This window comes from Massilia sp. BSC265 (assembly GCF_000740675.1).
Classification (GTDB): Bacteria; Pseudomonadota; Gammaproteobacteria; order Burkholderiales; family Burkholderiaceae_D; genus Telluria.
In genome coordinates, this window is sequence record NZ_JPXI01000028.1 from 1 (window position 1) to 12,896 (window position 12,896).

The window sequence follows — 12,896 nt, forward strand, 5'->3', positions numbered from 1 at the left end:
GAAGCTTGATTTTCCCACATGTGCCGCAGTACCGACAATTTGAACTCGGCACTGTATGTGCTGGACTTCTTGCTGAGCCCCGCGCTCCCATGCAGCCGATAGGCCATGACCCATCTTTGCAGCATGGCATGACTCGAAAGCCCGTGCCGCTTCGCCATCGCATGGTAGCCAGCTGATCCGTCCGACAGATACTCTTGAACAACCGCGAGCTTGAACTGCTCGTCGTACTTCGCCATAGAAAAACCCCCAAAGTTGTGTCCAACTTTTGGGGGGCAGTTCACATGCGGTGGCGATTTTATTTGCGGTGCGGTTTATTGGCGCTGCGCCGCCGACTTGTCGCGCGCCGCGCGGAACTCCGATTCCTTGGCCCAGTTCGGCCAGCTGGTGGAATTCGCCAGGTCGGCGCCCAGCGCATACAGCAGTTCCAGGTCGCGCGCCATGCCGGTGAAGGACCAGGCCGGGTCGAAGGCATCCGAAGGCTGGTGGTAGTTCTTCTCGGTGTAGGCCGCTTCGTCCGCCAGGCCGGCACGGGTGCCGCCCTCGATCCAGTCCTTGCCCGAACCATAGGAGATCGCCGGCACGCCACGCTTGGCGAACGGGAAGTGGTCGGAACGGAAGAAGTAGCCGGCTTCCGGCTTCGGATCCGGCGAATAGCTCATGTTCCACTTCTTCGCCTTGGCCACCAGCTGGTCCAGCAATTCCAGCTTGGCGCTGCCCGAGATGGTGAAATCGCGTGCCGGGCCACGTGGGTTCAGCGCGTCCATGTTGATCACGGCCACCGTCGATTCGAGCGGATACAGGGGATTCGACGCGTAGTATTCGGAGCCGAGCAGGCCCTTCTCTTCCGCCGTCACCGCCAGGAACACGACGCTGCGCTGCGGCGCCGGCTGCTTGCCGTAGACGCGCGCCAGTTCCAGCATGGCGGCGATGCCGGTGGCGTTGTCGATCGCGCCGTTATAGATCCGGTCGCCCTTGGCGTCCGGCTGGCCCACGCCCAGGTGGTCCCAGTGGCCGCTGTAGATCACGACCTGTTTCGGCTGCTTGCTACCCTCACGGATCGCGACCACGTTCTTCGAGGTGACGACCTGGGAATCGGTCGTGTAATCGGCCGACAGGCTGACGCCTTTCAACTCGACCGGCTTGAAGTCGCGCGTTTGGGCCTGTTTCTTGGCCGCGTCGAAATCGAGTCCGGCCGCCTTGAACATGGAAGCTGCCAGGTCGCGCTGGATCCAGGCTTCCATCGGCGCATGCGACTTGTGCGGCTCCTTGCGCACCACGTCGTACATCACGTTGGTATTGGAGTTCTGCACCGTCGGCCAGCCGTAGGAGGCGGGCGCGGTTTCGTGCACGATGATGGTGCCGAGCGCGCCGCGGCGCGCCATCTCTTCATATTTGTAGGTCCAGCGGCCGTAGTAGGTCATCGCCTTGCCGCCGAACTCGCCCTGCCCGGTCTCGAAGTCCGGGTCGTTGATCAGGACCACGGCCAGCTTGCCCTTCAAGTCCACGCCCTTGAAGTCGTCCCACTTGCGTTCCGGCGCGGTGACGCCATAGCCGACGAAGACCAGCGGTGCGTTCTTGAACGATACCTGCTTCAGGCCGCTCATCGAGGCGCGCACGGCCATGTCCGGTCCCTGCTTCAGTTCGCGGCTGGCGCCGCCCTGGTTGAGGGTCAGCTTGACCGGTCCCTTGATCTCGAAGCGGCCGAGCGGCACGTCCTGGGTCCAGGCGCGCTTGCCGTCCTTCAGGTCGCCGCCCGGCTGCAGGCCGGCAGCCTTGAACTGCTGCACCAGATAGTCGACGGTCTTGGTCTCGCCGGCCGTATTCGGGCCGCGGCCTTCGAATTCGTCCGAGGACAATACCTTGACGTCCTGCGCCAGGCGCTTGGGATCGAAACGCGGACCTTCGGCGGCCTGCGCGGCGGCCGCGGCCAGGCCCATCAGAACAAACGTAGCGTATTTCAACACAGTCTCCATTGTGTAACGAGTAGCAATCAAAACAGTAGCACAGGTCGCGGCTTGCGCCGTTTCAGCTTGCCGCCGGATAGGTATAGGTCGAGCCGATACCCAGCGGGATGTCCAGCGCCCAGAATCCGAGCAGGAACGAGGTCCACAGCACCAGCATCGCGATGGAATACGGCAGCATCAGGGCAATCAGGGTGCCGATACCGGTCGTCTGCACATATTTTCGGCAAAACACGATAATCAGGGGGAAGTAAGGCAGCAGCGGCGTGATGATGTTGGTCGAGGAATCACCCACGCGGTACGCGGCCTGGGTAAAGTCCGGCGACACGCCCAGCTCCATCAGCATCGGCACCATGACCGAGCCGATCAGCGCCCACTTCGCGGAAGCCGAGCCGACGAACAGGTTGACCGTCGCAGTCAGGAAGACGATACCCGCCAGGGTGACACCCATCGGGAAGGCCATCTCCTTCAGCCACAGGGCGCCCTTGATCGCGATCAGCGCGCCCAGGTTGGACTGGCCGAAGGAGAAGATGAACAGCGCGCAGAAGAAGGCCATGACGATGTAGTAGCCCATGCCGCTCATGGCATGGCTCATTCCCTTGACGATGTCGCGGTGGTTCTTCGCGGTACCGGCGACGTAGCCGTACACCACGCCCGGAATCAGGAAGAAGATGAAGATGAGCGGGACGATCGATTGCATCAGGGGCGCCGTCGAATGCGTGATCTCGCCGGTACCCGGCGCGCGCCATGCGGAGCCTTCGGGCGCGATCGACAGGACCAGCAGCAGCAGGCTGGCAACCATCGCGATACCGGCCCAGCGCAGGCCCCTGTGCTCATTGGGTTGCAGGTCATCCATCTTGGGCAGGCCGGCCGGATCGGCATCGATCGCCGTCGCTTTCAGGCGCGGCTCGATGAGCTTGTCGGTCAGGAACCATCCGACGAGGACGACCAGGAACAGCGACGCCGTCGTGAAATAGTAATTGTTCAGAGGATTGATGACGATCGACGCGGCGGCCGGATCGGACGAGAGCCGCGCGGCGACCTGGGTCAGGCCGGACAGCAGCGGATCGAGGCTGGAAGGCAGGAAGAAGGTGGCGGAGAAGCCGCCGGAAACGCCGAAGAACGCGGCCGCGATACCGGCCAGCGGATGGCGTCCCGCCGCGTAGAAAATGACGGCACCCAGCGGAATGACCAGCACGTAGCCGGCATCGACGGCAATGTGGCTCAGCACGCCGACGGCGACCAGTACCGGGGTCAGCATCAGCCTTGGCGTGACGGACAGGATCTTGCGCAGGCCGGCATTGATGAAGCCGGTATATTCCGCCACGCCCAGTCCCAGCATCGCCACCAGCACCACGCCCAGCGGCGGGAAGGTGACGAAGGTGTTGACCATGCGCGAGGTAAAGTCGGTCAGGGCCGCGGGCGCCAGCAGGTTCTTGACCTGGATGGCCTGGCCCGAGCGCGGGTCGACCTCGGTAAATACCATGCCGGACATGGCCCAGGACGTGAGCCAGACCACGCCCAGCAGCAGGGCGAACAGGATCGCCGGGTCGGGCAGCTTGTTGCCGACCACTTCGATCACGTTCAGGATTCGGTTCAGCCCGCCAGCTTTCGCGGCAGGCGCTTGCTTTTGCGTTTGCGTTTGTTCAGCCATTGCATACCCTTGTGTTCAGGCGACGAATGTCGTGATGTGAAAAAAAATCAGCCGCCTACGCGCTTCAGGACGAATTCCGCGCGTGGCTTGTCATGCCTGTCCAGGCGATAAGTCAGCACCTTCCCATCCTGGCTCAGGCTGACAGTCCAGACGTTGGTCTCGGCACCAGGCACGAGCCTGGCGGTATAGGCATCGGCGAGGAAGGCCTGGGAACGCGCCGTGCCGCCCTCCTTCGCCATGCCGCCGTACATGGTCACCGCATCCGGTGTGCCGTCCGGGTGGCGATGGTCATGCCGCAGTTCCAGTCCGGCCGCCGGACGGGTAAAGATCCAGGTGCGCGAGCGGTTCTCGCCGACCTGGACCGGCATCCTTACCCCGTCCGCCGTACAGACGACCTCGGTCGAAATCTTCTTGTCGGCAAATTCGCTGTTGGGGTCGATCGCATACGACAGCGCACCTTCGAAGCGCTGGCCGCACATGCCTTGCAGCGTGGCCATGAACTGGTCGCGCGTGTCGGCAGGCGCCGGTGCGGCGGCGCAGCCGGCAAGCAGGCATGCGGCTGCGAGGGCGGGAAGCAAAGAGGTCATCGTGGCCTGTTGTCGGTTGGACAAACTGCGAGAGTAGCACAGCAGCTCGGCGGTCAAAAAGGAAAAACGATGACCTCCGGCGCCGGGCCGGCTGCAGTCCAGTCCTCAAGCGCTCAGGCGCACCTCGATCCGCTCGATCACCTGGTGCACGTCTTCGGGCGGCACCGGCGGGCTGAAGAAGTAGCCCTGGCCGATATGGCAGCCATGGGCAAGCAGCCAGTTCATCTGTTCCCTGCTTTCCACGCCCTCGGCGACAACCGTCATCTTCAGTGCCGTGCCCATGGCAACGATGGCCTGGGTCAGCTTTTCCGCATTCGGGTCCTGCAACATGTTCTGGGTAAAGGACTGGTCGATCTTCAGGCACTGCAGGGGCAGCTGGCGCAGGTAGCTCAGTGAGGAAAAGCCCGTGCCGAAATCATCCAGCGAGGTGGCGATGCCGGCCTCGTTCAGGGCCCGCAACACGCTCCGGGTTTCGTCGAGCTGGCGCATGAAGCAGGATTCGGTCACTTCGATTTCCAGGCCGGCCGGCGGAACCTGGTATTCGTCCAGCAGCCCAGTCAGGTAGTCCACCAGATTCGGCGACAGGATGTCCGCGATCGACAGGTTGATCGCGATCGGCAGCTTCGCCAGGCCGTGGGCAAACCAATGGGCCTGTTCGGCAATGGCATGGCGCATGACCCAGCGATCGATGCGGATGATCTGGTCGCTGTGTTCGGCGATCGGAATGAAAGCGCCGGGACTGCTCTGACCCCGGGTCGGGTGATTCCACCGGACCAGCGCCTCGAGCCCGACCACTTTGCGGCTGGTGAGATCCACCTTGGGCTGGAACACCAGCGACAGCTGGTTGCGCTCCACGGCCTCGTCGAGGTCGCGTTCGAGCAGGTAATGGTCGCGCTGGTTGGCCGCCATCGCCAGTTCGAACACCACGCTGCGGCTGCGGCCCTGGGATTTGGCCTGGTACAGCGCCAGGTCCGCGTGCCGCAGCAATTCGCTGACGGTGCGGCCATGGCCGGGCGGGATGGCGATGCCGACGGAAATTCCGAGGCGGAACTGCTGTCCCCGGATGTCGAACGGGGTCGCGACCGCCTGATGCAAGCGCTCGGCGAAGGTCAGGGCCGTGGCGGCATTCGGATGGGGAATCTGCAACAACAATATGAATTCATCCCCGCCCAGGCGCGCCACCAGGTCGAATTCGCGCATTATCGCCTTCAGCCTCAGGCTCAGCTGCTGCAGCACCTGGTCGCCGGTTTCATGCCCGTAGGTGTCGTTGATCTTCTTGAAGTGGTCCAGGTCCAGCAACATGAGCGCGGTCCCGTACTGGCCGTCCTCCAGGCGCCGCGAGACCTCGTCCTCCATGGCCCGGCGGTTGTACAGCCCGGTGAGATGGTCATGATGGGCGCGCCAGTGCAGGGTTTCCTGCATCTTGCGGTTGACCTGCAGCTTGTTCACCTCGCTCAGCATCCGGAGCAGGTTCTGCAGTGCTTCCGCATCGGCCTCCAGCCAGGGGTCCGAGTGGCCCCGCACGGACTGCTGCCACACCGCGAAGGAGCGCCGCGGCTCCAGGCGCACGCGCCCATTGGGAAGAGGAACGATGTCCTTGACGGGCTCGCCGCCCCAGCGCACCTCCTGCACCACTTCCTGCCGGGTCATGAAACAGAAGATGATGTCATCCTCATACCGCTGGGCCAGCAACAGGCCCGCCGCCTCCGGCAGGAAGTTCAGCGCACGTTTTCTGGAGGCCAGCAGGTCATTCCACATGAACTCGTGCGGGCTGCGGTCCTGGATATCCAGGCGTGACGCCACCTCGTCGAGGATCTGGTGGCTGGAACCCTGGCGCTTTCCCGGTCCCCCGACGCAGGCGAGCGTACCGATCTGCACACCCATGCTGCTGGCATGGAATGCCGGCAGCAGCCTGGGCATCCACAGCTCCAGGAGATTGGGAATGTCGCCTTCCTGGATCAATGCCTGGTGAAACTCGTTCAGCAACCCATCCAGCATGAGGCGATGCTCGACCGCTTCCAGGCGCAACAAGGTCTCGATGCGCATGTTGGCGATTTCCGCCAGCAGTTCCGACAGCTGGCGTATGCCTTCCCTGAGCTGGAGCGGAGGCGTCCTGGGGCGATGGTGGTGGCATGCGACCAGCCCCCATAGCTTGCCGTTGAGCACAATTGACAAGGTCAGCGTGGCACGCACGCCCAGGTTGCGCAGGTAGACCAGGTGTACCGGGGACAGGCCACGCAATATGCAGTAGCTCTGGTCGAGCGGTTCTCCATCGGGCAATGCGGGAGGAATGAGGGCATCCATCGAGGCTTCGACATCCGCCAGCACACGCAGTTTGTTGGTCAGGTAAAGCGTCCTGGCCTGGCTGGGAATGTCGGAAGCGGGAAAGCGCAATCCCAGGTATTTCTGCTGATACTCCGGGGCAGTATGCTCGGCGACGACTTCGCCGCACCCGTCAGCCAGGAAGCGGTAAATCATCACCCGGTCGAAGCCGCTGACTTCCTGGATCACGTTTACGCATTCGCGAAAGAATGCCTCGAGGCCCGCGGCGCGGCGCAGGCGGGCAATCACTTCTCCGAATTCGGCAAATATCTGGTTCTGGCGCAGCAGTTCATCCGCGCTGCCATTCACAGGCAGCCATTCGAGCACTGCCACTTGGCCACGCCGGTGACCGAGGCATTCCCATTGCGCAACAAAATGCTGCGGCGCGGGGCCGGTCTGCTCGAACCGGGGGCGCCAGGGCAAGGCGGGATGCGTGGCCGGCAGCGATGCGATATCGAGCGTTTGGGTTCCCCCGGCGGCTTCCACCCAATCGGAGAGCTGCGTCGAAATCAGTGCATTCGCCTCCTGCAGTCCGGGCCAATGGCGCACGATCCCGGCGGAGACCTGGACAATACAGCGGCTTGCCACGTCCACCGCCATCAGGAAGCCGTAGGCCTGTACGGTGCCCAGCAGGTGGATCGGCTCCTGTGCACAGGATTTTTCCAGTTCCGCCGGAATGGTGTCGTCATGTACGCCCATGCTCTTCCACTCCTTGCAGACATGCCGGAATCGACGTCGCTACATCGAAGGTAATTAAATTATGACCGCGGCCCAACGCCATGGTTCCAAGCCAGCCAGTGGCGCCAACGGCGCATACGAACGAAGGCGGCGGACGGATGCGATAATGCCGCATCCTCAACCACTGCGGAGAACGCCATGCCCCATATCACCGGCATTGACCACGTCCAGGTCGCCATTCCCCCCGGCGCCGACGATGCGGCGCGCGCCTTCTACGGGGGCGTGCTGGGCCTGACCGAAATTCCCAAGCCAGCCCCTCTGAATGCCTCGGGCGGCCTGTGGTTCTTGACCGGCGCCGGCCAGTTGCACATCGGCGGCCAAGCCGGTTTCGTGCCGGCCAAGAAGGCGCATCCGGCCTTCGTCATCGAGGACTTCGAGGATTACTGCGCGCTGCTGCGCGAACGCGGGGTCGAAGTGCGGGAGGAAGTGCAGGTCGCCGGCCGGCGCCGTGCCGGTATCGAGGACCCGTTCGGCAACCGCGTCGAGCTGATCGCAGCCGCACGCCCCTGATGTCGCTTTTGCGCCTCGCCCCTGTTCGGGCAGCTTGCGCATTCCCCGGCCCGGATCATACTGGAAGTCCCATCCCTTCCTTCCAGGAGACGACGATGAACGAGCAGCAGAATGTCGAGCTGGTCCGCCAGGCTTACGCGGCGTTTGCCAACAAGGACCTCGAGCACGTCCTGATGTGCGTGGCGCCGCAGGTCGAATGGGAAATCCCTGCCGTTCCCAAGCTCTGCTTCACCGGCAAGCGCCACGGACGGGAACAGGTTGCGGAATATTTCCGGATGAACGGTGAACTGCAGGATGTGCGGGAGTTCAGTCCGAAGGAATTCATCGCCCAGGGCGACAAGGTGGTCGTGCTGGGACATGGCGCCTGGACGGTCAGGGAAACCGGCAGGGATTTCGAAAGCGACTGGGTGCACGTCTTCACCCTGGCAGGCGGCCAGATCACCGCATTCCGAGAATTCCTTGACGTCCATGTCGCGGTCGATGCGTTCCAGCGCTTCCCGCTCACGGAAGGGACCGGGGCGGCTCCCCCTGCGCCACATTGAGACGCGGCCTGCAGCGCCGGCTGCCAAATAATCACGCCACCCGATAGGTGGCGTTCGCACGCGGGCGGCACCGGCTGGCCGGTGCCGCGTTTCCAGCAACCCCGGGCATTACCAGAAGATCACGCGGTCCTTCGGGTCCAGGTACATCTTGTCGCCCGGCTTGACGTCGAAGGCTTCGTAGAAGCCCGGGTGGTTGCGCAGGCTGCCGTTGACGCGGAATTCCGACGGCGAGTGCGGATCGGATTTCACCTGCGAGATCAGGGCCGCGTCACGCGCCTTGCCCTTGCGGGCCTGCGACAGGCCCATGAACAGGCGCTGTTCGGCGGTGAAGCCGTCGATCACCGGCCCCGGCTTGCCCTTCAGGTAGATCTTGTAGGCGCGGCTGGCCATGATGGCGCCGGCGTTGTCGGCAATGTTCTCGCCCAGCGTCAGCTCGCCGTTCACGTTGTAGCCCGGCAGCGGACTGTAGCCGGCGTACTGGGACACCAGCACCTTGCCGCGCGCCGCGAACTGCTTCGCGTCTTCCTCGGTCCACCAGTTGCGCAGGTTGCCGTCGCCGTCGTACTGCGACCCCTTGTCGTCAAAGGCGTGGCTGATCTCGTGGCCGATCGAGATGCCCACCGAGCCGTAGTTCACCGCCGGTTCGGCATTTGCGTCGTACAGCGGGTACTGCAGGCGCGCCGCCGGGAACACGACCTCGTTCAGGGTCGGGCTGTAGTAGGCGTTGACGGTTTGCGGCGACATGCTCCAGACGCTGCGGTCGACCGGCTTGCCGAGGCGCTCGGTCATGTATTCATGCCCGAACTCGCGCGAGCGCATCACGTTGCCGACCAGGTCGCCACGCACGATCTTCAGCTTGGTGTAGTCGCGCCATTTGTCCGGATAGCCGATCTTGACGTTGATCTTGGAGAGCTTGACCTGCGCCTGCTTCTTGGTCTCCGGCGACATCCACTCGAGCTGCTCGATGCCCTCGCCGAAGGCGGTGATGAAGTTCTTCGCCATGTCCAGCACCTGCTGCTTGCGCTCGGGCGGGAAATGCTGGGCCACATAGGCCTTGCCCACCACTTCGCTCAGATTGCGGTTGATCTCGGCGATCGCCAGCTTCTCGACCGGACGGTTGACGGTGGCGCCGCCGAGCACCGTGCCGCGGAAGGCGAAGCTCTCGTCCACGAAAGGCTTCGACAGGTAGGGCGCGTAGGCGCTCAACAGGCGGAATTCGAAGTAAGGCTGCCAGGTTTCCATTGGGGTGGCGGCAATCAGCTTGTCCACGGCCGCCATGTAGCTCGGCTGGCTGACGATCACGCTGTCCGCCTTGCCGGCCACGCCTACGCCCTTCAGGTAGACGTCCCAGTCGATGCCGGGCACCAGCTTGCGCAGCTCGGCCACGCTCATCTTGTTGTAGCGCTTGACCGGATCGCGGTTCTCGACCGCGCTCCACTGCACGCGCGCGATCTCGGTTTCCAGGGCGACGATCCGGGCCGCCTTGGCCTCGGCGTCCTGATGGCCGGCCAGCGCCAGCATCTTGCCGACGTGTTGCTGGTACTTGCTGCGGGTGTCCTTCAGGCGCGCGTCGTCCTGCAGGTAGTAGTCGCGGTTGGGCATGCCCAGGCCGGACTGCGAGATGCCGACGATGTAGCGGGTCGAATCCTTGTTGTCCTGGCCAACGCCCATGCCGAACGGCGCGCCCGCGCCGATGCGCTCGAAATGCGCCATCAGCGCGGCCATGTCGCGCTTGTCCTTCATCGCCTTGATGCGGGCCAGTTCGCCCTTCAAGGGCGCCAGGCCGAGTTCATTGCGGCGCTTCTCGTCCACGTAGCTGTTGTAGAAGTCGCCCATCTTCTGGGCTTCGGAACCGGCCTTGGCGTTCGTCGAGGCCGCGGCTTCGCCGATGATGGTGCTGACCTGCTGCTCGACGCGCTCCTGGGCGATGCTGAAGGCGCTCCAGCTGGAACGGTCCGACGGGATGTCGACGTCCTTCAGCCATTTGCCCTGGGTGTAGCGGAAGAAGTCGTCCTGTGCGCGCACACTGGTATCCATGGCCGCGACATCGATGCCGGAAGCCGAAGCAGCGGCCGCCGCCGACGGCGCCACGGTATTGGGCGTGGCCGCTGTCTCGTGGGCGCCGGCCTGGACCGCCACTGCAAACAGGCCCGCGATCAGGGTGCTGCACAGGCTACGTTTCATCTCTCTCTCCAGATTGTTGATATTGGGAACCGAGCGATCCTAATCGAACTGGAGGAGCAATGCCAAGGCCAATTTTGTATGCATGTTGTTTCAGAATGCCCGTCAATACGGGCCTCCTGCCCTGCCGAGCTCACTTGCCAAGCTCACTTGCCAAGCTCACTTGCCGCGCACCACCTGCAGCTTGACCTTCTTGCCTTGCCGGTAGGTGTACAAGGTCATTGCGGCGTCGCGCAGATCACCCCTGGGGTCGAAGGCGATGCTGCCGGTGACGCCTTCATGGCGAATGGATGCCAGGGCCGGCAGGAAGCGTGCGGGTTCCGTCGACTGCGCCTTCTGCATTGCGGCGGCGAACACCATCACCGCATCGTAGGCATAGGGCGCATAGGTTTCGACCGGCGTGCCGTAGCGCTGGCGGAAGCGCTCGGTGAAGGCATTGAAGCTGGCTTCCTGGGCGCCGGTGACGCCGCCCGCCACCGCGCAGAAGAGCTTGTCGTTGCCCAGCGCGTCGCCTGCCAGCAGCGGCAGCTTTTCCGAGCAGACGCCGTCGCCGGACACGAACTTCGCCTGCAGCCCCAGGGTCTTCATCTGCTTGAGCATGGGACCGGCCACCGCGTCCATGCCGCCATAGAAGATCACGTCCGGCCGCTGTGCCCGGATCTGGGTCAGGATGGCGCTGAAGTCGGTTGCCTTGTCGTGGGTGAACTGGCGGCTGACGATGCTTGCGCCGCCCGTGGCGCGCACTTCGCGCGCGAACTGGTCCGCCAGGCCCTGGCCGAAAGCGGTGCGGTCATCGATCACGGCGATCTTTTTCGCCTTGAGCGTGCCGAGCGCATAGCGCGCCAGCGTACGCCCGATCAAGTTGTCGTTGGCCACCACACGGAAGGCGGTCTTGTAGCCCTGGCTGGTATACACCGGCGTGGTGGCGGCCGGCGAAATCTGCGGAATGCCGGCACTGGCATAGATCTTCGAGGCCGGCACGGTCGGCCCCGAGTTCAGGTGCCCGACGACGGCCGCCACGCGCGCGTCGACCAGCTTCTGGGCCACGGCGGTGCCGGTCTTGGGGTCGCTGGCATCGTCCTCCGCCTGCAGCACCCACCTGATCTTTTTACCGCCAATCGCGATGCCTTTGGCGTTGAGCTCGTCGATCGCCATGCGGGCGCCGTTCTCGATGTCCTTGCCCTGGTGCGCGCCGGGTCCGGACAGCGGCGAGGCGGTGCCGATCCTGACGTCGGTCTGGGCACTGGCCGGTACGGCGGCGAGCAGGAGGGAGGATAAGGCGGCGGCAGAACGCATGGCACCCTTTCTCGGTTGGATGCCTTCGATTGTACTGCCGTGCCGGCCTGCGACCAACCGCCATGCGTGCGCACGACGGCTGGCAGGATGGAGGTCAATGCAGGACTTCAGGCGTGCGCTTGATGATGACGGCTTCAAGGTACTCGGCCGGGACCACCAGCGAGCTGTCGCCCGCCGTGTTATGGCGGTCGAACAGCGCGATCATGTCCTGCTCCAGCGCCTGCTGGCCGGCCGGGTCGAGCGCGGCGAAGGCCTTGTGCACCGGTCCGTAGTAATCGCGGAACACCTGGATCATGTGCGCCGCCGAAGCGTAGCGGAAGTTGAACATTTTCGGCTGGGCGCGGATGCTGGCCGCATCAAGGCCGAACAACTGGCGCAGGTAGTCTTCCTTGCCCCACATGGCCGGCGACACCAGGCCGGCCGGTGGCGGGACACGGCGGCCGACGGTCTTGAACAGCTGGCCGATGAAGCCCTCCGGCGTCCAGCTGGCAATGCCGATGCGCCCGCCGCCGCGCACCACCCGCATCATTTCGCTCGCGCAGCGCGCATGATCGGGGGCGAACATCACCCCGAAGGTCGAGAGCGCGACGTCGAAGTTGCCGTCGTAGAAGGGCAATGCTTCGGCATCCGCTTCACGGAACTCGATGTCCAGGCCTTCTGCGGCGGCGCGCGCGCGGCCCTTGTCGAGCAGGGACGGCACGTAGTCGGTCGAGGTCACGCGTGCAAAGCGACGGGCGGCGGCGAGCGTGGCATTGCCGTTGCCGGCCGCGATGTCGATCACGCGCTCGCCGGCGCGGATGTCGGCGGCTTCGGCGAGCGACTCGCCGACGATCTGCAGCGTCACGCCGATGATGGCGAAGTCACCGCTCGCCCATGTGGCTTGCTGGCGCTGCTTGATGGCCGCGTAGTCCGGAACGATGGCGGCATCGGGCGGCTGGCGCGGCGACGGTGCGGAAGTGCTGGGTTGGCTCATGACAGGTCTCCTCAGAAATACCCGGCAGCGGGTGCATGCTTGGATAAGCCAGGAAAAACAGTGTTCGGCAGCTCCCTGCCGGCCATTCCAGCTTAAGCCGCGACACGCGGAAGTCCAGCCTAGCCGCAGGAA

10 protein-coding genes are annotated in these 12,896 nt (G+C 64.2%); 2 read left to right on the forward strand and 8 right to left on the reverse strand.

Annotated features, from left to right (window positions below; all coding sequences use genetic code 11):
• The 5 genes from MA09_RS07075 to MA09_RS23640 form a co-directional block, all read right to left on the reverse strand.
• On the reverse strand, positions 1 to 236 hold a 236-nt coding region (locus MA09_RS07075; RefSeq protein WP_036246586.1), incomplete at its 3' end, for a transposase.
• 75 nt (positions 237 to 311) lie between these two features.
• Positions 312 to 1,961: a M28 family metallopeptidase gene (locus tag MA09_RS07080; protein ID WP_307183390.1), complete on the reverse strand. Its 1,650-nt coding sequence runs from the start codon at positions 1,959 to 1,961 to the stop codon at positions 312 to 314.
• A gap of 64 nt (positions 1,962 to 2,025) precedes the next feature.
• A complete protein-coding gene (locus MA09_RS07085; RefSeq protein ID WP_051933240.1) occupies positions 2,026 to 3,615 on the reverse strand; it encodes an AbgT family transporter in 1,590 nt (529 codons plus the stop codon).
• A 47-nt stretch (positions 3,616 to 3,662) separates the two neighbouring features.
• On the reverse strand, positions 3,663 to 4,202 hold the full coding sequence (locus tag MA09_RS07090) for a hypothetical protein (RefSeq protein WP_036246528.1): 540 nt from the start codon (positions 4,200 to 4,202) through the stop codon (positions 3,663 to 3,665).
• A gap of 105 nt (positions 4,203 to 4,307) precedes the next feature.
• The gene (locus tag MA09_RS23640; RefSeq protein ID WP_051933242.1) at positions 4,308 to 7,223 is read right to left on the reverse strand and encodes an EAL domain-containing protein; all 2,916 of its coding nucleotides are present in this window, start codon (positions 7,221 to 7,223) and stop codon (positions 4,308 to 4,310) included.
• Positions 7,224 to 7,400: 177 nt separating this feature from the next.
• Between MA09_RS23640 and MA09_RS07100 the strand changes: the two genes are divergently transcribed.
• Together MA09_RS07100 and MA09_RS07105 are read left to right on the forward strand one after the other, a co-directional pair.
• Complete coding sequence (locus tag MA09_RS07100) at positions 7,401 to 7,772, forward strand: VOC family protein (RefSeq protein WP_036246530.1); 372 nt, start codon at positions 7,401 to 7,403, stop codon at positions 7,770 to 7,772.
• A gap of 95 nt (positions 7,773 to 7,867) precedes the next feature.
• On the forward strand, positions 7,868 to 8,314 hold the full coding sequence (locus tag MA09_RS07105) for a nuclear transport factor 2 family protein (protein WP_051933243.1): 447 nt from the start codon (positions 7,868 to 7,870) through the stop codon (positions 8,312 to 8,314).
• 108 nt (positions 8,315 to 8,422) lie between these two features.
• Here MA09_RS07105 and MA09_RS07110 read toward each other — a convergent pair whose 3' ends face one another.
• The 3 genes from MA09_RS07110 to MA09_RS07120 all read right to left on the reverse strand — a co-directional run bounded on the left by MA09_RS07110 (position 8,423) and on the right by MA09_RS07120 (position 12,764).
• Positions 8,423 to 10,498, reverse strand: coding sequence for a M13 family metallopeptidase (locus MA09_RS07110; RefSeq protein ID WP_036246532.1), 2,076 nt, complete (start codon positions 10,496 to 10,498; stop codon positions 8,423 to 8,425).
• A gap of 156 nt (positions 10,499 to 10,654) precedes the next feature.
• Entirely contained in the window at positions 10,655 to 11,791 is a 1,137-nt protein-coding gene (locus MA09_RS07115; protein ID WP_036246534.1) for a branched-chain amino acid ABC transporter substrate-binding protein, read from the reverse strand.
• 94 nt (positions 11,792 to 11,885) lie between these two features.
• The gene (locus MA09_RS07120; RefSeq protein WP_036246536.1) at positions 11,886 to 12,764 is read right to left on the reverse strand and encodes a class I SAM-dependent methyltransferase; all 879 of its coding nucleotides are present in this window, start codon (positions 12,762 to 12,764) and stop codon (positions 11,886 to 11,888) included.
• Positions 12,765 to 12,896: the final 132 nt, after the last annotated feature.